The organism is Streptomyces luomodiensis, assembly GCF_031679605.1.
GTDB lineage: Bacteria > Actinomycetota > Actinomycetes > Streptomycetales > Streptomycetaceae > Streptomyces > Streptomyces luomodiensis.
This window is the reverse complement of sequence record NZ_CP117522.1, coordinates 8,640,551-8,661,938: the sequence shown is the minus strand read 5'-3', so window position 1 is coordinate 8,661,938 and position 21,388 is coordinate 8,640,551. Positions and strand designations below refer to the sequence as shown.

General features: G+C 71.2%; 19 protein-coding genes. 11 read left to right on the top strand and 8 right to left on the bottom strand.

Features of this window, described 5'->3' with window-relative positions; all coding sequences use genetic code 11:
• Positions 1-325: 325 nt before the first annotated feature.
• A complete protein-coding gene (locus tag PS467_RS36495; RefSeq protein ID WP_311038824.1) occupies positions 326-787 on the bottom strand; it encodes a UCP032817 domain-containing protein in 462 nt (153 codons plus the stop codon).
• 364 nt (positions 788-1,151) lie between these two features.
• Complete coding sequence (locus PS467_RS36490) at positions 1,152-1,601, bottom strand: recombinase family protein (protein ID WP_311038823.1); 450 nt, start codon at positions 1,599-1,601, stop codon at positions 1,152-1,154.
• A gap of 144 nt (positions 1,602-1,745) precedes the next feature.
• Between PS467_RS36490 and PS467_RS36485 the strand changes: the two genes are divergently transcribed.
• On the top strand, positions 1,746-2,927 hold the full coding sequence (locus PS467_RS36485) for a helix-turn-helix domain-containing protein (RefSeq protein ID WP_311038822.1): 1,182 nt from the start codon (positions 1,746-1,748) through the stop codon (positions 2,925-2,927).
• Between the two features lie 264 nt (positions 2,928-3,191).
• On the opposite strand, the gene PS467_RS36480 is transcribed toward PS467_RS36485, so the two are convergent.
• Positions 3,192-4,745: an MFS transporter gene (locus tag PS467_RS36480; RefSeq protein ID WP_432280683.1), complete on the bottom strand. Its 1,554-nt coding sequence runs from the start codon at positions 4,743-4,745 to the stop codon at positions 3,192-3,194.
• 49 nt (positions 4,746-4,794) lie between these two features.
• On the opposite strand from PS467_RS36480, the gene PS467_RS36475 reads away from it, so the two are divergent.
• The 8 genes from PS467_RS36475 (at position 4,795) to PS467_RS36440 (ending at position 14,440) form a co-directional block, all read left to right on the top strand.
• Positions 4,795-6,015: a cytochrome P450 gene (locus PS467_RS36475; RefSeq protein WP_311038820.1), complete on the top strand. Its 1,221-nt coding sequence runs from the start codon at positions 4,795-4,797 to the stop codon at positions 6,013-6,015.
• A gap of 2 nt (positions 6,016-6,017) precedes the next feature.
• Positions 6,018-6,662 carry a TetR/AcrR family transcriptional regulator gene (locus PS467_RS36470; RefSeq protein ID WP_311038819.1) on the top strand — a complete coding sequence of 215 codons (645 nt, stop codon included), beginning with the start codon at positions 6,018-6,020 and terminating at the stop codon, positions 6,660-6,662.
• Positions 6,663-6,759: 97 nt separating this feature from the next.
• Positions 6,760-7,989, top strand: coding sequence for a cytochrome P450 (locus tag PS467_RS36465; protein ID WP_311038818.1), 1,230 nt, complete (start codon positions 6,760-6,762; stop codon positions 7,987-7,989).
• A 66-nt stretch (positions 7,990-8,055) separates the two neighbouring features.
• Positions 8,056-8,820: an SDR family NAD(P)-dependent oxidoreductase gene (locus tag PS467_RS36460; protein WP_311038817.1), complete on the top strand. Its 765-nt coding sequence runs from the start codon at positions 8,056-8,058 to the stop codon at positions 8,818-8,820.
• 154 nt (positions 8,821-8,974) lie between these two features.
• Positions 8,975-10,579, top strand: coding sequence for an NAD(P)-binding domain-containing protein (locus PS467_RS36455; RefSeq protein WP_311038816.1), 1,605 nt, complete (start codon positions 8,975-8,977; stop codon positions 10,577-10,579).
• A gap of 15 nt (positions 10,580-10,594) precedes the next feature.
• Entirely contained in the window at positions 10,595-11,722 is a 1,128-nt protein-coding gene (locus tag PS467_RS36450) for an alpha-hydroxy acid oxidase (RefSeq protein ID WP_311040070.1), read from the top strand.
• Positions 11,719-13,149: a cytochrome P450 gene (locus tag PS467_RS36445; protein WP_311038815.1), complete on the top strand. Its 1,431-nt coding sequence runs from the start codon at positions 11,719-11,721 to the stop codon at positions 13,147-13,149. The genes PS467_RS36450 and PS467_RS36445 overlap by 4 nt, the downstream gene beginning before the upstream one ends.
• A 13-nt stretch (positions 13,150-13,162) precedes the next feature.
• Positions 13,163-14,440 carry a cation:proton antiporter gene (locus PS467_RS36440; RefSeq protein WP_311038814.1) on the top strand — a complete coding sequence of 426 codons (1,278 nt, stop codon included), beginning with the start codon at positions 13,163-13,165 and terminating at the stop codon, positions 14,438-14,440.
• A 44-nt stretch (positions 14,441-14,484) separates the two neighbouring features.
• Here the strand turns inward: PS467_RS36440 and PS467_RS36435 are convergent, their stop codons facing one another.
• The 5 genes from PS467_RS36435 to PS467_RS36415 all read right to left on the bottom strand — a co-directional run bounded on the left by PS467_RS36435 (position 14,485) and on the right by PS467_RS36415 (position 20,153).
• Complete coding sequence (locus PS467_RS36435; RefSeq protein WP_268975916.1) at positions 14,485-14,961, bottom strand: hypothetical protein; 477 nt, start codon at positions 14,959-14,961, stop codon at positions 14,485-14,487.
• Positions 14,958-16,535 (bottom strand): class I adenylate-forming enzyme family protein, encoded by a 1,578-nt coding sequence (locus PS467_RS36430; protein WP_311038813.1) that lies wholly within the window; start codon positions 16,533-16,535, stop codon positions 14,958-14,960. Before PS467_RS36430 ends, PS467_RS36435 begins: the two co-directional genes overlap by 4 nt.
• Before the next feature lie 191 nt (positions 16,536-16,726).
• Positions 16,727-17,335, bottom strand: coding sequence for a GOLPH3/VPS74 family protein (locus PS467_RS36425; protein WP_311038812.1), 609 nt, complete (start codon positions 17,333-17,335; stop codon positions 16,727-16,729).
• Between the two features lie 125 nt (positions 17,336-17,460).
• The gene (locus PS467_RS36420; RefSeq protein ID WP_311038811.1) at positions 17,461-18,927 is read right to left on the bottom strand and encodes a glycoside hydrolase family 76 protein; all 1,467 of its coding nucleotides are present in this window, start codon (positions 18,925-18,927) and stop codon (positions 17,461-17,463) included.
• 17 nt (positions 18,928-18,944) lie between these two features.
• Entirely contained in the window at positions 18,945-20,153 is a 1,209-nt protein-coding gene (locus tag PS467_RS36415; RefSeq protein ID WP_311038810.1) for a glycoside hydrolase family 64 protein, read from the bottom strand.
• Positions 20,154-20,461: 308 nt separating this feature from the next.
• Here PS467_RS36415 and PS467_RS36410 point away from each other — a divergent pair, with 308 nt between their 5' ends.
• Both PS467_RS36410 and PS467_RS36405 read left to right on the top strand, forming a co-directional pair.
• Positions 20,462-20,632, top strand: coding sequence for a hypothetical protein (locus PS467_RS36410; protein ID WP_268977302.1), 171 nt, complete (start codon positions 20,462-20,464; stop codon positions 20,630-20,632).
• Positions 20,633-20,741: 109 nt separating this feature from the next.
• Positions 20,742-21,386, top strand: a complete 645-nt coding sequence (locus PS467_RS36405) for a TetR/AcrR family transcriptional regulator (protein WP_311038809.1) — start codon at positions 20,742-20,744, stop codon at positions 21,384-21,386.
• The last annotated feature ends 2 nt before the right edge of the window (positions 21,387-21,388 follow it).

The following is a 21,388-nucleotide window of genomic DNA, read 5'->3' as shown; positions in this document are numbered from 1 at the left end:
ATTTCCGCAGGTGTCACGCCATATGCGAGGCCGCCGCCAGGGTGCTCCGCAGGGGGCACGAAAAAGCCCCGCCCGGCGCCACGGGGGAAGCGCACGGACAGGGCCGATTGGGGTTGCTCTAGCTCCTCTTGTCCCGAGCCTGATCGCCGCTTCGCCCGGTGACGAGGAACCCTTTCACCGGTCGCCCGGTGCATTCTCGGAGCCCTCGAAGCGTCAGTACGACGGTGCGATACCGAGGGTCAATCCAGTCCTTTTGCATGGTGAACCTCCTTCGGTGACGCTACTGCCGTTGCGTGCTCGCTCAGAGGCGAACCACCGAGGTTCATCACTCCGTGGGGCGGGGGTCCGGAGGCATCGGCATGATCGCGCACTCCTCCGTGTGCTGACACTGGGCGGCCACGACGACCGGATCCGAGCCGGGCGGACCCCACAGATCCGCGTCGACGGAGAACCCCAACTCACCGATCCGGGTCTTCGTGTGCTCCAGGATCGACTCGTCGTAGTTCCGCGGGTTGTACCCGGGCGAGTGATGGACGTATCCGCCTCGCCGCGCACACAGGCGGTGGTACAGGTGCGTGTGAAGGATGAGCGCGTGCCAGCCCTCGTCCACCACGCGCGACGGGGTGAGGTTCTGTCCCTGGGAGCACGAGGCGGCGATCACGAACTTCGTCGCCTCGTCGACGATCCTCCCCGCCATGGCCTCAGCCATGCCGGGGTTGTTGTCCATAACAGTCTTGATCACGCCTGTCCGCTCGTCGTCGACGAGCAGAGCTGTACCGTGGCTCATGCGCGTGCCTCTTCTCTGTGAGTGGTGCGCTGCCCTCGCCCCGGTCACCGGCCTCCAAGCACGCGATCGGGGTGAGGCTGTGTACGGCCCCCGCTCCTCCACCCGCCGCACGCAGGGTTTGGAGCGGGGACCCCGACCCGGGTGGAGCCGACCAAAGCGTCCCGGGTCTCTTCCTGCCTGCCAGACGTTCCAGCACCCAACAGGCAGGGACTTGTTTGCGAGAGCCCTGGTGAGCGTCCCTTCCACGTCCCCAGGGCTCCCGCCGGCGGCGTGACGGCGCGAGGTGCGTCCGCCGCCGTTCCTCGTCTCCCTGCCGACATGGGACTAGGTGGAGACGAGGACACCTGTTAGCCGGGGGACCAGGTCACGCCGTCATCCCGTCATGACGAATCAGCGTCGTCCCTGGGGCGATCTGCTCGCCGCTCTCGTGTAGCCGACGCATCACCACGTCTCGGGGGGTGCTTGGCGACATCCCGTCTTCGACGGCTACGCACGTTCCGCCGACTCCGCTGACGAGCTGCCGCAGCCGAGCGCTGGCGACCGGCTCATACGCGATCCGGTTCCAGACCGCCACCAGGCATACGAGACGACGCCCCTGGTCCTCCTGCTTCATCGAAGCGACCATCCCTTGCCAGAACGGCCGACGCTCCCCAGTAGCGGCATCCCCGCGATCGATCCACTGGCCCGCCACGTCCCAGTTCATCTCAGCGGCGTAGGCTCGGCAGATGGCGATGCGGGCGAGCAGTCGGTCAGTCTGGCTGGTCTCCTCGCGGTCGTAGATGAATGCGAGGGTCTTGGGCTCGTCGGTTGTCATCCGTGGCTCCCAGTGGCTTGTTTCCCCTGTGCGAGTAGGTAACTACGGGCCGCCCATGATCAGTTAGCACAAAACATGCACAACAGGGGGTCAGGAGCACCTGGACATAGGGACGTCGACGAATTCGCGTGCGACAGTTGGAGCATGCGCAGCGCACCGTCATCGGGTGAGAACATCGCGGTACTTCGGAAAGTCCGCGGAATGAGTCAATCGAGCCTGGCTCGGCAGATGGGAATCTCTCTGTCGTACCTGAGCAAGATCGAGACAGGGTTGCGTCCGGCAACTCCTCCCCTCGTAGCAGCCGCAGCCTCCGCCCTGCGCGTAACGACTGCGCGTGTATACGGAGACCCGTTCAGCGATCCGTCACAGCAGCACGAGCTGATGGACGCTCTCCGGACCGTCGTCCGTCGGCACACGTTGCCGCGCGAGGACGTTCCGGCTCCTGATGCGCTGGCCGCCTCGCTCAAGCGCGCTGCCCAGCTCCGCGCGAACACCGACTACCTGAAGCTGCTCGAACTCCTCCCCAAGCTGCTCGGTCAGGTCACCGCGACGGCCATGGAGAGCGACGGGGACGCTACGGCGTGGGGTCATGTGGCCGACGTGTACAGCTGTGCGTACGCCTGTGCGCACCGTTTCCGCCAGCCAGACCTGGCCGACATGATCGTGAGTCGTCAGCAGTGGGCGGCCCAACAGACGTGGAACCCTGATGCCGTAGCTGCTGCGGCATGGAACGAAGCAGGCACGTACCAGTCGGCTGGTGAGTATTCCGACGGGCTGGCGATCGTCGAGCGCGCCATCGTCCAGTACGAGAAGACCCCTGGTGATGATCTGGAACGCGTTGTCCACCTTGGCTCGCTCCACCTCCGCGGCATCGTCCTGGCCTCCCGCCACGAGGACGCGAACGCCACCGCACATCACGTTCGCCGCGCGAAGGCGCTCGCGGAGCGGGTGACCGGTCCTGATGTCCTCCAGCACAACCTGACGTTCGGACAGGGCAACACTGCGCTGTACGAACTGGCCGCGCAGATCGAGCTGAACCACCCTGACAAGGCTGCGGAAGTAGCGGCCCCGCTGCTGAAGACCCCTCCCCCGGGCCTGAAACCGTCACGTGTCGGCCGGCTGGCCATTGACGCCGCTCGTGCTCGGCTGGCCACGAAGGATCTCGTCGGCGCGGAGGACGCGCTGAAGTACGCCTTCCGCGTCGCCCCTCAGATGGCGGAGATCCATCCGATGGCGCGGGAGGTACTGCGCGTGCTGTGGACGCTCCACCAGCGCAGCCGACCGGAGCTGTTGGCCATGGCGAAGCGGTCCGGTCTGGCGTCCTGAAACCCAAAAAGCCTCCGCCGGATGATTTCGACGGGGGCTGTTGTGTTGCTGGTCATTTCGTCTGACGGTCGCCAACGGGCTGATGCTGGCAGGTGCAACCGTCGCCGACGCATTGGGCGTGCCCCTCGGGGCTGCGCGTGTGAGGCAGGTCCGCGGCCGGTGACCGCTTCCGGTCACCGGCCGCGGCGTCATGCGCGGTCCCGGTGCGCCGAGCGCATCGCCGGCCGCGTCCGGATCGCCCCGCTGGTCCATGACGCCGGCGCGTCAGACGGCGGCCGGCCGGCGCTCCGCGCGCCCCTGGGCCTGCTCGGGGGCGGCGGGGGCGGGCCGGCCGGGCAGGAAGGCGGCCAGTACGAGGGCGATCAGCGCGGCGCCCGCGCCGATGGCCATGACCACGCGGAAACCGTCCTGGGACGGGAGGGTGACCGAGCCGTAGGTGATGGTCAGCTGGGCCAGCGCGACACCCGCCACCGCGCTGGAGATGGAGGTGCCGATGGACCGCATCAGGGTGTTGAGGCTGTTGGCGGCGGCGGTCTCCGACACCGGCACGGCCGCCATGACGAGTGCGGGCATGGCGCCGTAGGCCAGTCCGATACCGGCACCGATGACGCTGGAGACGAGCACCAGTTGCCAGACGGCGGACATCAGCACGATGTTGAGACCGTAGCCGACGGTGACCACGGTGGCGCCGAGCATCAGGGTCACCTTGGGGCCGGCCGTCTTGGAGATACGGGCGGACAGCGGTGCCATGGCCATCATCACCAGGCCCGACGGTGCCATGACCAGGCCGACGGTCATCATCGACCGCCCGAGTCCGTAGCCGGTGGCCTTCGGCAGCTGGAGCAGCTGCGGAAGCAGCAGCGACATCGCGAACATCGAGAAGCCGAACACGGCGGAGGCGGCGTTGGTGAGCAGGACCTGGCGCCGCGCGGTGGTGCGCAGATCCACCAGCGGCCGCTCGGTGCGCAGCTCCCACCGGCCCCACACCACCAGGGCGAGGGCGGACACGGCGAACAGACCGCCGGTCAGGCCGCTGGTCCAGCCCCAGTCGGCGCCCTTGGAGATCGCCAGCAGCAGGCACACCAGAGCGGTCGACAGTCCCACCGCGCCCACCACGTCGAACCGTCCGCCGGTGCGTACCGCGGATTCCGGCACACACATCGCCACGAGCGCGGTCGCCACCGCACCGAGTCCCGCCGCGGTCCAGAACAGCACATGCCAGTCGGCGCGTTCGGCCAGGAACGCGGCGGCGGGCAGGCCCAGGGCGCCGCCCACGCCCAGTGAGGCGCTCATCAGCGCGGTGGCCGCGCCGAGCCGTTCGGCCGGCAGTTCGTCGCGCATGATGCTGATGCCCAGCGGCACCACACCGGCCGCCAGGCCCTGGAGGGCGCGCCCGGCGACCATGGGGGCCAGGGAGTCGCTGAGGCCGCCGACGGCCGATCCGGCCACCAGCATGACCAGGCTGATCAGCAGCATGCGCCGCTTGCCGTACATGTCGCCGAGCCGTCCCGTCACCGGGGTCACCACGGCGCCCGCGAGCAGGGTGGCGGTCACGGCCCAGGTGGTGTCCGACGGCGAGGCGTCCAGAAGTTCGGGAAGTTCCGGGATCAGCGGGATCACCAGGGTCTGCATCAGCGACACCACGATGCCCGCGAGGGCCAGCACCCCGACGACGAGGTTGGTGCGCGGCGGGCGCGGGGCGGTGCCGCCGGGCGCCCCGGCGTCGGCGGGCGGGGTGGGGTTTTCAGGCACGGCGGAGCCTTTCGCGTGAACGATGGAGGGGAATTTAAAACAGTCGCTTGACTTAAGGTAGCCCATGGGGTTGCCTGATCTTGTCGATGACCACCCCGGACCGAGGGAGAGCGTCGTGGCTCGAGGAGACGGCCGGCAGCCGCTGAGCTATCCGATTCCCAGCGATACGGCCCTGGGGCCGCCCGCCGAGTGGGCCCGGCTGCGGCAGCGGTGTCCGGTGGCGAAGGTGGCCCTGCCCAGCGGGGACGAGGCCACGCTGCTGACCCGCTACCAGGACGTCCGGCAGGTGCTGTCCGATCCGAGGTTCACCCGGCTGCTGAACGCCGACGACGCGGCCCGCCTCACCGACAGCGACTCGGGCGGGGTGTTCAACAGCTCGATGGCGCGGTCGCTCCCGCAGGGCGGCGAGGGCCATCAGCGATGGCGCCGGATGGTGGCCAGATGGTTCACGGCCAAGCGCATGAACGCGCTGCGGCCGGGGATCGAGGCGATGGCCGAGCGGCTCGTCGACGGCATGCTGGATCACGGCCACCCCGCCGACCTCAAGGCCCACCTGGCCTTCCCCCTGCCGGTGTGGGTGATCTGCGATCTGCTGGGCGTCCCCGACACCGACCGCGACCGGTTCGCCCACTGGTCCGACACCCTGCTCAACCTCACCCGGTACCGGCAGGCCGAAGTCGACGCCGCGCAGGCCGAGTTCGTCGACTACATGGCCGCCCATGCCGCCGCCAAGCGGACCGCGCCGGGCGACGATCTGCTCAGTGAGCTCATCACGGCCACCGACCCCGGCGGCCACCGGATGTCCGACCCGGAGCTGGTGGCCACCGGCCAGGCCCTGCTGGTCGCCGGGCACGAGACCACGGCCAACATGATCGGGAAGATGCTGGCCATGCTGCTGGCCGACCGGCGCCACTGGGAGCGGCTGCTCACCGACCGCTCGCTGGTGCGCACGGCGGTGGAGGAGGCGCTGCGGTTCGACGCCAACCCGGGGTTCGGGATGCCCCGGTACATCGGCGAGGACACCGAGGTGGCCGACACCGTACTGCCGCGCGGCACCACCGTGGTGTGCAGCATGGCCGCGGCCAACCGGGACGAGACCGCCTTCGACGACGCCGGCGAGCTGACGCTCGACCGCAGCCCCAACCCCCATCTGGCGTTCGGCGCCGGGGCCCACTCCTGTCTGGGCCAGGCGCTCGCCCGCACCGAGTTGCAGGCCGTGCTGGACGTGCTGCTGCGCCGGCTGCCCACCCTCGAACTCGCCGTTCCGGAAGGTGAGTTGCGCCGCCTGGAGGGCCTGGCCGTGGGCGGGTTGCGCGAGCTTCCGGTGAGGTGGTGACCATGGCGGGCAGGACCGTACGGGACGAACGGGCCGACGCCACACGTGAGGCGATCCTGGCCACGGCGGAGCGGCTGTTCGCCGAGCGCGGGGTGTACGCGGTCTCCAACCGCCAGGTCAGCGGGGCCGCCGGCCAGGGCAACAACGCGGCGGTCGGCTACCACTTCGGCACCAAGGCCGACCTGGTGCGGGCGATCGCGCGCCGACACGCCCAGCAGGTGGAGCGGGTGCGCGAGCGGCTGCTGGACGAGATCGGCGACTCCACCGACGTACGGGACTGGGTGGCCTGTCTGGTGCGGCCGGTCCTCCAGCACCTGGCCGAACTGCCCAGCCCGACCTGGTACGCGCGGTTCTGCGCCCAGGTGATGACCGATCCCGCGCTCCACGAGATCATGGCCGAGGAGTCCCTGGCCTCTCCGGCGCTGCGGCGGACCCTCGACGGACTCAACCGGTGCCTGCCCGATCTGCCGCTCGAGGTGCATGTCGAGCGCGGTGCCATGGCGCGCCACCTGATCCTGCACATGTGCGCCGAGCGGGAACGCGCGCTCGCCGAGCACACCGCCACACCCCGGTCCAGCTGGCACGACGCCGCCACCGGCCTGATCGACGGGATCGTCGGGCTGTGGCTGGCGCCCGTCACCCACTGATCGCGGTTCCGCTCAACGGGGTGTCCTTGCGTGGACACCGTTCAACGGGGGTTCAACGGGGGTTTCGACCACTCGCCGCAACCGAATCGAGGCAGCGATGACCAGCACAGTGCACCCGGTGGACGAGCGCGCCGCCAACGCCCCGGAGTTTCCGATGGCCAGGGCGGCGGGCTGCCCGTTCGACCCGCCCCCGGCGCTGCGGGACCAGCAGCGGCAGGGCCCGCTGGCGAAGGTCCGCCTGTGGGACGGCAGCACCCCGTGGCTGGTGACCCGGTACGCCGATCAGCGGGCCCTGCTGGGCGACCCGAGGGTCAGCGCCGATGTCACCCGGCCCGGCTATCCCCGCCAGGCCCCGCTCCCGCCCGGCGGTCCGGGGGTCAGTTTCATCCTCAAGGACGACCCCGAGCACGCCCGGCTCCGGCGCATGGTGACGGCGCCGTTCGCCATCAAGCGGGTGGCGGCGATGCGCCCCGGCGTGCAGCGGATCGTGGACGAGCTGATCGACGGGCTGCTGGCCGGTCCGAACCCGGTGGACCTGGTGGAGGCGTTCGCCCTGCCGGTGCCCTCGCTGGTGATCTGTCAGCTGCTCGGGGTGCCCTACGCCGACCACGACTTCTTCCAGACCAACAGCAAGGTCATCATCAATCGGAACGTCACCCCCGAGCAGCGGTCGGCCGCGCACGGGAACCTGCTCGGCTATCTGGACGGCCTGATGGGCGAGAAGATCGCCCACCCCGTCGACGACCTGCTGTCCGGTCTGGCCGGGCGGGTCACGGCGGGCGAACTGTCCCGCGAGGAGGCGGCGCAGATGGGGGTGCTGCTGCTGATCGCGGGCCATGAGACCACCGCCAACATGATCGCCCTCGGCACCCTCGCCCTGTTCGAGCACCCGGAACAGCTCGCCCTGCTGCGCGACACCGACGATCCCCGGCTGATCGCCTCGGCGGTGGAGGAGCTGCTGCGCTATCTGCACATCACCCACAGCGGGCGGCGCCGGGTGGCGACGGAGGACATCGAGATCGCCGGGGAGGTCATCCGGGCGGGCGAGGGGCTGATCCTGGCCAATGACATCGCCAACCGGGACCCCGAGGTGTTCGCCGATCCCGACCGGCTGGACATCCGGCGCGACGCCCGCCGCCATGTGGCCTTCGGCTTCGGGGTGCACCAGTGCCTGGGCCAGCCACTGGCCCGGATGGAGCTCCAGGTCGTCTACGGCACCCTCTACCGCCGTATCCCCACCCTGCGGCCAGCCATGGAGCTGGAGCGGATCCCGTTCAAACACGACGGATCGGTCTACGGCGTCTACGAACTGCCCGTGACCTGGTAACGGAACCTGTTGACGGAACTTGGTAACGGCACCTGGTAACGGAAACACACGAGGAAGGGAACACCGTTGAGCAGCACCGGACTTGAGGGTCGCGGCGTCGTCGTCACCGGCGCGGGGTCGGGAATCGGCCGGGCCACGGCCCTGGCGCTCGCCCGGGAGGGGGCGAAGGTGCTGGTCGCGGACCTCGACCGGGACGGCGCCGAGCAGGTCGTCACGGCCATAGGCACCCAGGGGGGCACCGCCCGCGCGGTCGTCGGCGACCTCGGCGACCAGCGGGTGGTGGACCAGGTCGTGGCCACGGCCGTGGCGGAGTTCGGCGGCCTGGACGTCCTGGTCAACAACGCGGGCATCATGGACCGTTTCTCGGCGGCCGCGGACACCGACGACGCCGAATGGGACCGTGTTCTGCGGGTCAATCTGACAGCACCCTTCATGCTCACCCGGGCCGCGCTGCCCCATATGCTGGCCGCGGGCCGGGGCGCGCTCGTCTTCACCGCGTCCGAGGCGGCGCTGCGCGGCAGTGCGGCCGGTACCGCCTACACCGCCTCCAAGCACGGTGTGGTGGGCCTGGTGAAGTCCCTCGCCGTGATGTACCGGGACCAGGGCATCCGCGCGAACGCCATCGCCCCGGGCGGCACCGCGACCGGCATCCGGGTCGACGCCCGGCCCGGGACCCACGGCCCGGCGGTCATCGGCGCGCACGCCACGAACATCGGCAGGATCGCCACGGCCGAGGAGCAGGCCGCCGCCATCGTCTTCCTCGCCTCCGACGCCGCCAGCAATGTCAACGGCGTCATCCTGCCCGTCGACAACGGCTGGTCCGCGGTCTGAGGCGGCCGAGACGGCCGAGTGGTCACGAGACGATCACACTGGCCTGTTTTCGATGTTGCTGAGGTTGAGAACATCTCACTAGAGTGGTTGTTGAGATTTAAAGGAAATTGTGACGGCTTCCCCCCTGGCATCGCGCTCCTGGAAGGAAGGCACTGTGCACAACACCTCTCTCCACTCTTCCGAGACCCTCGACTACCTGGTGATCGGTGGCGGCCCCGCCGGCCTGCAGCTCGGCCAGCACTTAGGTGCGGCGGGGCATCGCTACCGCATCCTGGAGGCCGGAAGCAGACCCGGCACGTTCTTCCGGACCTACCCCCGCCACCGGCAGCTGATATCCAGCAACAAGGTGCACACCGGCACCGATGACGCCGAGTTCAACCTCCGGATGGACTGGAACTCCCTGCTCTCCCCGGACCCCGAGCTGCTGTTCACCCGTTACAGCAAGCGCTACTTCCCGCCCGCCGACGACTTCGTGCGCTATCTGGCCGACTTCGCCGAGGCGTTCGGCCTCGACATCGCCTATGACACCCGTGCGGTGCGGATCCGCCGTGCCGACGACGGCTTCACCGTCACCGACCAGCACGGCCGGGACCACCACGGCCGCCGGCTGGTGATGGCCACCGGCGTGAGCCTGCCCTACATCCCCGACGTGCCCGGCATCGAGACCACCGAGAACTACTCCGACGTATCGGTGGACCCCGAGGACTTCACCAACCAGCGGGTGCTCATCCTCGGCAAGGGCAACTCCGCGCTGGAGACGGCCGACAACCTCATCGAGACCGCCGCCGTCATCCATGTGGCCGGGCCGCACACCCTGAAGCTGGCGTGGAAAACCCACTACGTGGGCCATCTGCGCGCCGTCAACAACAACTTCCTGGACACCTACCAGCTCAAATCGCAGAACGCCGTGCTGGACGGCAATGTGCTGTCGATCGAGAAGGAGCCGGGCGAGGGCGGCCGGTACCACGTGCGGTTCAGCTTCTCCCGGGCGGACGAGGTCGTGAAGGAACTCACCTACGACCGCGTCATCGTATGCACCGGATTCCGCTTCGACGCCTCCCCGTTCGACCCCGAGTGCCGCCCCGAGCTGGTCATCAACGACCGCTTCGCCGAACTCACCCCGGCGTACGAGTCGGTCAACGTGCCCGGTCTGTACTTCGCCGGGACCCTCACCCAGCAGCGCGACTTCAAGAAGTCCACCAACGGCTTCATCCACGGCTTCCGCTACGCCGTCCGCGCGCTGAGCCGCATCCTCGACGAACGCCACCACGACCGCCCCTGGCCGCACCGGCCGGTCGCCACCGATCCGACCGCGCTCGCGGACGCCGTGGTGGCCCGGGTCAACCGGAGCTCCGCGCTGTGGCAGCAGTTCGGTGTGATCGGGGACCTGCTGGTCACGCCGGCCGGTGGCGAGAGCCGCTACCACGAGGAGGTGCCGGTCGCCTACGCCCATGGCGCCCCGCTGACCCAGGGCGCCGGCTACTTCCTCGTCACCTTGGAGTACGGCCCCGACCACGACAAGGTCGACCCGTTCGACATCTCGGTGCGCCGGTCGGCGCAGAACTCGGTCGAGCAGGCCCTCGACGCCTCCTATCTGCATCCGGTGATCCGCCACTTCCGCGACGGTGAGCTCCTCGGCACACACCACATGGCCGAGAACCTGGAGAACGAGTGGGACCACCCGAAGGTCCACTACGCCCCGCTGGTCGAGTTCTTCGCCCGTGAGCTGGACCGTCAGCCGTCCGGCGCGGGGCGGTGACCCGGCCCCGTGCTGATGACCGTCCAGGACTTCGAAACCGCCGCCCGGACCAGACTCGACCCCGTTCACGCCGACTTCATCGCCGGCGGAGCGGGGGACGAGATCACCGTACGGGCCAATGAAGAGGCGTTCCGGCGGCTGCGGCTGCTGCCCAGGGTGCTGCGCGGCAGCGCGGTACGGACGCAGGAGGTCACCGTGGCCGGCAGCCGGGCGCGGACCCCGGTCCTGCTCTCACCGACCGCCTTCCACAAACTCTGCGACGAGGAAGGGGAGTTGGCCACCGCCCGCGCGGCCGCGGCCGCCGGAGCGATCATGATCGTGTCCATGGCGTCCACGGTGGCGGTGGAGGACATCGCCGAGGCCGCCCGTGGCGCCGGCGCGGACGGCGCCCCGGCGCCCCTGTGGTTCCAGCTCTACCTCCAGCCCGACCTGGAGTTCACCGAGGCCCTGGTGCGGCGGGCCACCGACGCCGGGTGCACCGCCCTGGTGGTCACCGTGGACTCCCCGGTGCGCGGCGCGCACGAACGCGATCTGCGCAACGGCTTCCTGGACCTGCCGGACGGGCTGCGCTGTGCGCACATGGTCGATCCGCACGAGGGCGGCCGGGTGCGCTCGATCGCCATGTCGCCGGAGATCTCCTGGGCGCACCTCGACTGGCTGCGCGGGATCACCTCGCTGCCGATCCTGCTCAAGGGCGTCCTGCACCCCGAGGACGCCCGGCTGGCGGTGCGCCACGGTGCCGACGGGCTGTTGCTGTCCAACCACGGGGGCCGTCAGCTGGACACCGTGCCCGCCACGGTCGAGCTGCTGCCAGAGATCCGCGCGGCGGTCGCCGGACGCGTCCCGGTCGTGCTGGACGGCGGTGTGCGGCGGGGCACCGATGTGGTCAAGGCGCTGGCGCTCGGGGCGTCCGCCGTGGGCATCGGCCGCCCGGTGATGTGGGCCCTGGCCGAGGGCGGGGAGAAGGGGGTGCGGCGGCTGCTGGAGCTGCTGCGCGAGGAGGTCGACCAGGCCCTGGCGCTGTGCGGCGCCTGCGGCGTCCAGGACCTCACCCCGGATCTGGTGCGCGCCCCGGCCTGGGGGCCGCCGCCGCTGCCCCTCCCCGGCGCGGACACCGCCCGGCCCGGCGGGGTGGTCTCATGAGCGGCGTCGGCCGGCCGGTCGCCGGTGCGGCGGCGGTGGGGCTGACGGCCAGCCTCCCGTACTGGCTGCCCCGGCTGGTGGTCGCCCTGCGGGTGCGCCTGTTCGCCCGGGTCAACGGCGAGGAGGGCATCCCGGCGCCCGGCCGCGAGGTGCCCGCCGAGGAGTTCAAGCGGGTCTACGGGCATCCGGCCGCGAACGGCCGCAGCCGTGGCGCCGCCCTGTCCGACCTCTTCTGGTACTGGCTCTCCCCCGGCCCCGAAGTCCACCAGGAGCACCTGGAGCCGGGCCCGCGGTACGAGGAGGTGGCCAGGACGACCCGGCGGATCCTCGCCGGGCTCTCCCGGGAGGAGTGGACCGAGCTGGTCCGGCGCCGCACCCGGCGGGTGCTCGACGAGCTCGACGAGGGGGCCGGCCGGTCCGGCGCCCGGGAGCACCGGGTGCGGCTGCGCGATCTGATGATGCCGGTGTGGGCCGAGGTCTACTACGAGGTGGTCTTCCGCGAACCGTGCCCACGCCACGTCCGGGATCTGATCGTCGGCAACGCCGAGGACGTGGTCAGCGCCCTGAAGTGCACCAGCCTGCGCCATATGGACCGGCGCGACCGGCTCACCGGGTATCTGCGGAACCGGCTGGCGAGCGCGCCACCGCCGGTGCCGCTGCCGTCGCTGCTCACCGAGCGGGAGCGGGCGTACTACCTCCAGGGCACGTTCTTCAACACCGCCGTGGTGCAGTCCTCGGAGGCGATGGCCCATCTGCTGCTGGCCCTCGCCACGCACCGGCCGGTCCAGGAGCGTCTGCTGTCCGGCGAGGAGGACGCCGACTACCTGGACCACGTCATCAACGAGACGCTCCAGCACTTCCCGCTCTTCGGCGTGGCCCACCGCATCACCACCGGGGAGATCCCCCGGGCCGGGAGACCGCCGATACCGGCGGGCTCGGTGCTGCTGTTCAACTACCCCGAGTATCAGCGGTCGGGGGCCGGCGCCCAGGAGCGCTTCGATCCGGACCGCTGGCTGTCGGCGGACACCAGGCCGTCCTCCTTCATCCCGTTCGGCGTGACCGCCAACCGGCCGTGTCCGGCCCGTGGCTTCGCCGTGCTGACCATGCGGGCCGCGGCCGAGGAGGTGCTGCGGCGGTTCCGGCTGGCGTCCTCGGCCGAGCACACCCGGTCGCTGCCCAGCCGCGGTCCCTGTCTGCTGATTCCGCACACCACCCGGCGGACCCCGCCGGTGTGGGGGCCGGCCAGGCGGGCCGTAAAGCTCGCGGGGATGCGGCTGGGCGACCGGTGGGCGGCGATTCCGCGCAGCCTGACCCAGCTGGTGCTCGGCGGCTACATGGTGTGGGACGCCCGGCGCCAGGGGCTGTGCCGGAACTACTTCGCCACGGCGTCCGGCGGCTCCGCCGCACCGGCCGTCGCCGACCGATGAGGAGGGCGCGACGATGACTCCCACAGAGCTCGCCCCCGCCTTCTTCATCGCCGCCGTGGTGATCCTGCTGACCTGCCGTCTGGTGGTGCTGGTGGCGGGCCGGTTCGGCCAGCCGCCGGTGGTCGGGGAGATGATCGCCGGAGTGGTGCTCGGCCCGTCCCTCTTCGGGCTGCTGGCGCCGGACGCGTCGGACGCGGTCTTCCCGCCGGAGCTCACGCCGGTGCTGTACGTGGCCGGACAGATCGGCCTGGTGGCCCTGATGTTCCACGCGGGATACGCGTTCCGGGCCCATGCGAGCCGGGGGCTGGCCGGAACCGCGGTGGCGGTCTCCTCCGCCGGGGTGGCGGTCCCGCTGCTGCTGGGCGTGGGGCTGACCTTCGCGTCCCACGGCCACGTCGGCATCTTCGTCGACGGCGTCTCGGTCTGGGTGACCGCGGCCTTCGTCGGGGTCGCGCTCGCCATCACCGCGTTCCCGATGCTGGCGCGCATCATCACCGAGCAGGGGCTGTCCGGCACCCGGCACGGCTCGCTGTCCCTCGCCTCGGGGGCCACCGATGACGCGGCCGCCTGGCTCCTCCTCGCCGGGGTGCTGAGCGTGGCCTCGGAGAGGACCGGGCCGATCGTCAAGGCGCTGGGCGGTTCGCTGGTCTTCGTGGCCGTCCTGTTCCTGGTGGGGCGGCGGCTGCTGGTGTGGATCGTGACCAGGCCGGGGCTGAGCGACGAGACCCGGCTGCTGTTCACGGTCGCGGTGCTGTTCTGCGGCGCCTGGTTCACCGACACCATCCAGCTGTACGCCGTCTTCGGGGCGTTCTGCGTCGGGCTGGCCATGCCCCGCCACGAGGCGGCCGAGCGGGTGGTGCGGACCATCCAGGGTCCGACCCAGGTGATCTTCGTGCCGATGTTCTTCACCTACTCCGGTCTCAACACCCGCTTCGACGTGTTCGCGGACCCGGCCGTGATGGCCTTCGGCGCGGCCTGCGTCGTCCTCGCGTCGGTGGGCAAGTTCGGCGGCTGCTGGGCGGCCGCCAAGCTGTGCGGGGAGTCCGGTCCGGTGGCGGTCAGGGTCGGTGCCCTGATGAACGCGCGCGGGCTGATGCAGCTCATCGCGCTCAACATCGGGCTGTCGGCCGGGATCGTCGGCGACGAGCTGTTCGCCGCGCTGGTCCTGGTGGCCCTGGTGACCACGGTGATGACGGTCCCGGTGCTCAACTGGCTGGACCGCCGGGACGCCAGGTCCCGGCCGGCCGGGGAACCGAGCGGCACCGCGGCGGCGGTGCCGGCCGGGAGCTGAGCGGCGTCCCGGCACGCCCTGGGCGTGCCGGGACGTCCGGCCGGTCAGACCGGGTGGATGGCCAGTTTGAACTCGGCGAAGACCAGCCTGGCCGAGGCACCGGCGTTGTGGGAGACCATCAGCGCCAGCGGGGTCCCCGGATGCACGAAGATCTCGTGGTGCTTGGTGAAACACTGCATCCCCGGGCTCGGCGGCCGGTGGTCCGTGGCCGTGCTGTCCGCGCCCGTCGACAGCCCCAGCGGGTCCCGTACGAACCGGTCCCGCAGCTCGGTGTAGCTTCCGGCCTCCCACTGGATCATGGCCGTCAGCGCTCCCCAGCCGTCCGCCGAGGGCCAGATCAGCCCCGCGCGGTCATCGGTGCGCCAGTCCCCGACCGTATGGCCGTCGGGCTGGGCCACCTGGTGCATACCGTGCGTGTCGTAGGACTCGGCGGAGCCGAAGGGAAAGCGCACCACGTGGTACCCGCCCGCGGGAATCACCTGTGGCGTGCTGAGGAGCAACGAGCAGACCGACACCGTCACGACGCCTCCAGCGGCCCGGACACCCGCGACAGCAGCGCCCGCTTGTCCGGTTTGCCGCTCGCCGCCAGGGGCACCTCGGCCACGACGGTGACGGTGGCGGGGACGCTCGCCTCCCCCAACTCCCGTGCCACCAGGGCGCGTACGGCGTCGAGGTCCGGTTCCCGGCCCTCGGCCGGGACGACGAAGGCATGCGCGGCCTCACCGGTGCGCTCATCGGGCGCGGCCACCACATACGCCTGGTCGACATCGGGATGGGCCGCCAGCGCCCGTTCGATCGCCCCGGCGTAGTGCACGATGGCGTTGATGATGACCACGTCCCGGGCGCGTCCGGTGAGCCGCAGAAAGCCGTGGCCGTCCAGGTGGCCGACATCGCGGGTGCGCACCCACCCGCCCCGCAGGACCTCCCGGGTGCGCTCCTCATCCTGCCAGTAGCCCGCCATCGCGGAGTCGGTGCGGACCCATATCTCGCCGGTGGTCCCGGCGGGCACCGGCCGCTCCTCGGGGTCGCGGACGCTGATCTCCACCCCGGACCACGCCCGGCCCACCGAGTCGTACAGCCGGCCCGGCCACTGGGCCAGGTCGTCCGGGGTGAGCAGGGTGAGCATGCCGGTCTCCGTCTGCCCGTACCCCTGGTGGACCACCGGGCCCAGCCGCCGGGCCGCCTCCGCGAACCGGTGCGGGGCGAGCGGGGACCCGGCCACCAGCAGCACCTGGAGGCTGCTGACGTCGACGGGATCGGTGCGCAGGACGTCCAGTACGTGGTGCAGCCGGGCGACGGTCATCAGACACCCGGTGATCCGGTGGCGCTCGAAGACCTGCGGGAAGGCCAGGGGCGGCTCGGGGATGACGGCGGTGCCACCGCCCAGCAGACAGACCCCCAGGTGTTCGAAGATCACCGCGCTGCTCAGGGTGCCGAAGAGCAGGAACCGCCGATAGCCCGCCGCGAGCCGCGCGGTCCGTTCGGTCCAGCGCGCGGGCTGCCACGCCCAGTTGAGGGAGAGCGAACGGTAGGTCTGGGCGCAGCCCTTGGGGCGTCCGGTGCTGCCGCTGGTGAGTGTCACCAGGGCGATGTCGTCGGGACGGCCCTGGGCGGTCAGCTCCCCCACGGCCTTCGGGTGGGCGTCCAGCAGGTCCTCGCCCAGCCGTAACACGGTCACGTCGCCCGTGGCGGCCGGCAGCTCGAGGGCCGCACCGGTCTCGTCGGCCACCAGGGCGTCGATGCCGTCGGAGAGGACGTACTCCAGATGCGCCGGGGGCATCCCGGGCCGCAGCCCCGTCACCCGGCAGCCCACCGCGTAGGCCGCCAGGAGCACCGCGAAACCCTCCGGCGTCACATCGGTGGCCACCGCGACCGACCGTCCCGGCCCGAGCCCCGCCGCCCGCAGCCCGTCCGCGCACCGGCCGATCAGCTCCAGCACCGCGCCCCGGGAGACGGTGCCCGACCGGTGTTCGAAGGCGGGCAGCTCCGGCCGCGCGCGGAAGGCGTCGATGAGGGCCTGGGGGAAGGGGGCCGGGAGGGGGTCGGCGTCGTGGTGGGGGGATCTGTGACCGACGGCTTCGGCGTACGGGTCCATGTGCGTCTCCGTTCGGGTGGTGGTGCCGACTGGGACGTGGTTGATCACCCGACACGATACGGCGGCACGCTCCGCCCGGGGCCCGGCTTCGCGGATCACGGCCGCCGGCGGGCCCGGGGCCCGGGTGCGCGCGGGACGTCAGCGCCGCGAACCGCTCATGCGCCGCGCGCGACCTCAGCGCCGCGAGACGCTCATTCGCCGCGCCAGACGTTGTCGTAGGCCGCCTGCTCGATGGCGCGCCGCTGCCGGACGGCCTCCAGCTCCATCACCGCGTCGTTGACGGTGGCGAGCACGGTCACGACCGCCTCGTCGGCCACGCCGTCCGCGACGTCTCCCGTGGGCTCCTCACGGACCCCGATGGCCGCCGCGAGGGAGGCGAGGACGGGCTCGTCCGAGGACCAGCGGTCCGTGGCGTGCCGACGGGCGGGTGAGTCGACCGGCACGGCCTGACCGGGGCGGACCGGCAGCCAGCCGTGGCGGCGCCGGGTGACCTGCCCGGCGGCCTCCAGGGCGTCCAGGTAGGCCGGGGTCAGATCGCGGCCTCTGCGCCACAGCCAATCGCCGACCGGCTCGTACGGCGGCTGCCGCTGAAGCGAGGACGCGGCCTCGTCCAGCATGCGGTCCCCGGTGGCCGGGCTGAGGCGCGGCACGATGCGGTCCTCCTCCAGTCCGAGGGCCTCGGCGCCGAGGAGGTCGATCAGCTCGGCCCCCGCGAGCGCGAGCGACAGATCGCCTCGCTCCAGGGGGCGGATGGGTGCCACGTCCAAGGTGACGATCAGCAGATCCCGCGGTGTGGTCATGAAACGCTCCGCTCGCCGTCCACCCGCAACGATACGTCCCCGAGTGTCCGGCTGTCCGCTGCCGCGCCCGCCGCGTCCGGCCGCGGGCACGGCGGGCGCGGCGGGCACGGCGGGCGCGGTCCCGGCTAGGAGGCCGCGTTCATCAGGTCGAGCGCGCTGTGCTGCCGTGCCGCGTCGGTCGAGTCCAGCGGCCCTGACCAGCGCAGTCCGTACTGGTCCAGGGCGTTGCGGTCGGCGGCGTGGGCGCGGTCCGCCTGCCGCCCGAGATAGGCCGTGTAGGGGTGGTCGGACAAGGCCGCGTTCAGCTTGGCCAGCCCCCGCACATGGGCGCCCTTGAACGAGGGGCCGTCCGCGCCGCAGTCGCCGGTCTCGCATGGATCCCTCAGGATGCCGTCGGCCGTGTTGAGCTGGGACGACGTGGTGGCGGCTGTGCCGATGCGGCGGGCCGTGGCGAGTACGGAGGCGTCACCGGTGGCCTGGTGCAGCTCGGTGAGGCCGCCGAGCAGAACGCCCTGGTTGTAGGACCAGACGGCGCTGCCGTTGTTCGTGCAGGTGCCCAGGTCGATGCCGTCGTTGACCAGGTTCGAGGAGTTCACCATGCCGGTGCCCTGGAACCAGGTCCACTCCGCCTTCGCCCGCTGGAGGTAGGTGGTGTCGCCGGGGATCCGGTTGTGCAGGGCGGCGTTCAGCTGGAGGTAGAGGGAGTTGGCGATGGCGTTCTTGTAGGTCTTCGCGGTGCTCCACCACACGCCGCCGCCGCAGGTGCCGTCCCAGTAGGAGGCCATGTGGTCGGCGTCGGCGCGGGCGGTGGCGAGGTAGCGGGAGTCCCCGGTGAGGTCGTAGGCGGCCACCCAGGCCAGGCCCCACCAGCCGGTGTCGTCGATGTAGTCGTTGCGGAACTGCCCGCCCTGCGCGCCGAGGTTGAGGTCGTAGGTGCGGGCGATCGCGTATGCGTAGCTCCGCATGCCGGTGACGCGGATGTTGTCGATGACGGCCGTGAGGGCGTTGGCCGAGTTCCACCAGCCGGTGGTGGCGAACAGCCCGGTCCGGTAGTCGTAGAACGCCATCTGCGCGGTGGCGGCGGCCGTGCGGCGGTCGCCCGCGTTCCAGGTCGTACGGGCCCAGGGGGTGCAGGCGATGTCGGCGCGGTCACCGGCCTTGCCGCACGCCCGCAGCGCGCCCACGCCATGGGCGCCCCAGTCGTCCACGTTGTACATCAGGGTGCGCCATCCCCGCGCCCCGGCGGGGATGGCGGTGTTCCCCAGGCGGCTGCCCGAGGACCAGGTGCGACCGCCGTCGAACGAGCGATCCAGCCACACCTCGTCGCCGGGGCTGCCGTCTTCGATGGAGGCCCAGCCCATCGCGTCGGCGTCGTCGAAGTGCAGGGCGATGGAGCGGGAGAAGAGGGTGGCCGTGAGGGGGGTGCGGCTTCGCGGGGCGAGCGCCGGGTCCCGGCCGTCGCAGTACGCGTTGCACACGGTGGCCGACGGTGCCGCCTCGGCCGGGGCCGGGAGGAGCTGCGGGGCCAGCAGGGCGAGTGCTCCCGTGACGAGGGCGGCCAGGCGGGCGCACAGCGGTCTCTCGCGTCTCATGCCTGCCTCGTCCCGGCCTAGTCGAAGGTTTCCAGGGTGATGGACGCCTGCTGCGGATTGCCGTCGTGGACGAGCGACTCGTGCTGGCCGACGTCGTCGAAGGCGAAGGCGTACGCCTTGCCGTCGGCCATCTGGGCGTGGATCGCGCGGGCGTAGTGGTTGGTCACGGCGTCGGTGTAGAACCCGGCGTCACTGGTGTCGGGCTGGTTGGGGTTGGTGAGCAGGGTCGAGCGGTTGAAGCCCGCGCACAGGGTCCGCGAAATCGGGCCGCGCACCTGGTCGTTGGGGGCGTCGAGGCGCTTGTAGCAGCCGAAGACGGAGTCGGAGTCCGGCTTCTGGAAGCTGGTGACCACGGCTCCGGAGCCGTTGGTGAAGTTCATGACGTCGCCGGAGACCCGTCCGTAGTACTTGGTGTTCGGCTGGTCGGCGAAGGGCGTGACGGTCAGGGTGGAACTGGTGTACTTCTGCCACACCCGGTTGATGTAGTCGTCCATCACCGTGCCGGACAGGGCGCCCGCCTCGATGCCGTGTCCGGGTGCCAGGGCCCGCAGGACGGTGCCGTCGGAGCGGGTCTGGATGAGGCCCGCCCAGCCGCCCGGCTGGGCGCGCAGCGCGTTGAGGACGCCGCGGTAGCCGCCGGGCTTGAGGTGGCCGGCGCTCTTCACGGTGCCGTCGGCGCCCTGCACCCCCACCGCGTACGGCGCGGAGAACATGTCGACCTGGGTGCTGTTGATGTACAGGCCGGAGTCGTCGAGGGTGAACTCGCTCCAGTTGAACAGGATGTTGTGGTTGGGGTCCGAGGGGTTCTGCACGGCGGGCTGCACCAGGCCGCCGGTGGTGAGCCGGAAGTCGAGCTTCTGGCCGTAGGAGAAGTAGACCCGGCCGGAGATCTTCGGGATGCGGATCGTCAGGGACTGGCCGCTGGCCGGTCCGGCGATCGACGCGTCGGGGGCCGGGGTGGGCGGGTTGCCGCCGGCGGGCCAGGCGTGGAAGGTCCCGGCGGCGTCGACCCAGCCCTGCTGCCCGGTCGAGAGCAGGGTGCCGAGCGTGTAGATGTAGATCTGGTCGCCGCGTCCGGAGTTGTTGGTGAACTTCAGGGGGATGGTGTTCGGCACGGCCGACCGGGCGGAGGCCTCGGGGGCCAGGGCGGTCATGCCCAGGGCCAGCAGCAGGGCGGACACCCAGACGGGCAGGGTTCCGAAGCGGGTGGGGACGCGTCTGGACATACGTCACCTCTCGCGCGGCCGGACGGCCGCGTCAGCGGGGGGAATGGGGGGTGTGTCGTGCTGGTGGAGCCGGAAGTGCGGAGCCATCATGGCAGCGAACATGACACTGGTCTAGACATTACGTGCCGATAAATCGCGGATGAACCGCCGCACGACCGACCGGCCGGCCTGCCCGGTGGTGGCCGGTGCGCTCCGGCGGCGGAAGCCCTCGGCCGCCGAGGGCGGTGGCGTGGCGGCGGCCACACCGCGCCGACGTGGACATACGGGCGTAAACTCGGCAGCGTCCGCAACCGGAGCGGAGGCACCATATGACCGAGCCAGCCCCCTCCCACGCCGAACGCAAACGGGAAACCGGCCACCCGGACGTGCCGTGGACGACCCCCTCGCAGGCCGAGGGCGAACGCGACGACGAGCTGGACGCCGGCCACCCCGACGTACAGAGGACGACTCCCTCACAGGCCGAAGGGGAGCGGGATTAGGCACCGCATCCCCTCTCGGCGCCCCGGGCCCGCCGACCGGCGATCCGGCCGGCGGGCCGGCCGTGCTCCATCGGCGGTGGGGGTGGTTATCCTGATCCGGGGAGGCGAGATGGCACGTGTGACACAGACCGCTGAGACGAGCGGCACCGGCCGGCCGGCACCACGCCACCACGGCAACCGGCACGGACGCAGCGAACTGGCCCGGCTGGCGGTGCTGGAAGCCGCCGATGACCTGCTCGTCGAGAAGGGCTTCGCGGGCCTGACCATGGAGGGCATCGCCACCCGGGCGGGTGTCGCCAAGCAGACCATCTACCGCTGGTGGAGCACCAAGACCGACGTCCTGCTGGACGCCTTCCTCCAGGACGTGGCAGAGGACCTCACCGTGCACGACTCCGGTGACCTCGCCCGCGATCTGCGCGCCCATCTGCGCGATGTCGCCTCCTTCCTCACCGCCTCCGAACCCGGCGCCGTCTACAAGGCCCTGATCGCCCAGGCCCAGCACGATCCGGTGTTCGCGCGGGAGTTCCGCTCCCGGTGCCTCGACGACCAGCGCCGCCGCGACCGCCTGCCGCTGGAACGCGCCGTGGAGCGCGGCGAGTTGCCGGCCGATCTGGATCTGGCGGCCGAGACCGACCAGCTCATGGGCCCCGTCTACTACCGCGTCCTGGTGACCGAGGAGTCCATCGGCGCGGAGTTCACCGACCGGCTCGTCGACGCCTTCCTCCACCGCCACGGACTGACCGCGCGGGCGTAGGG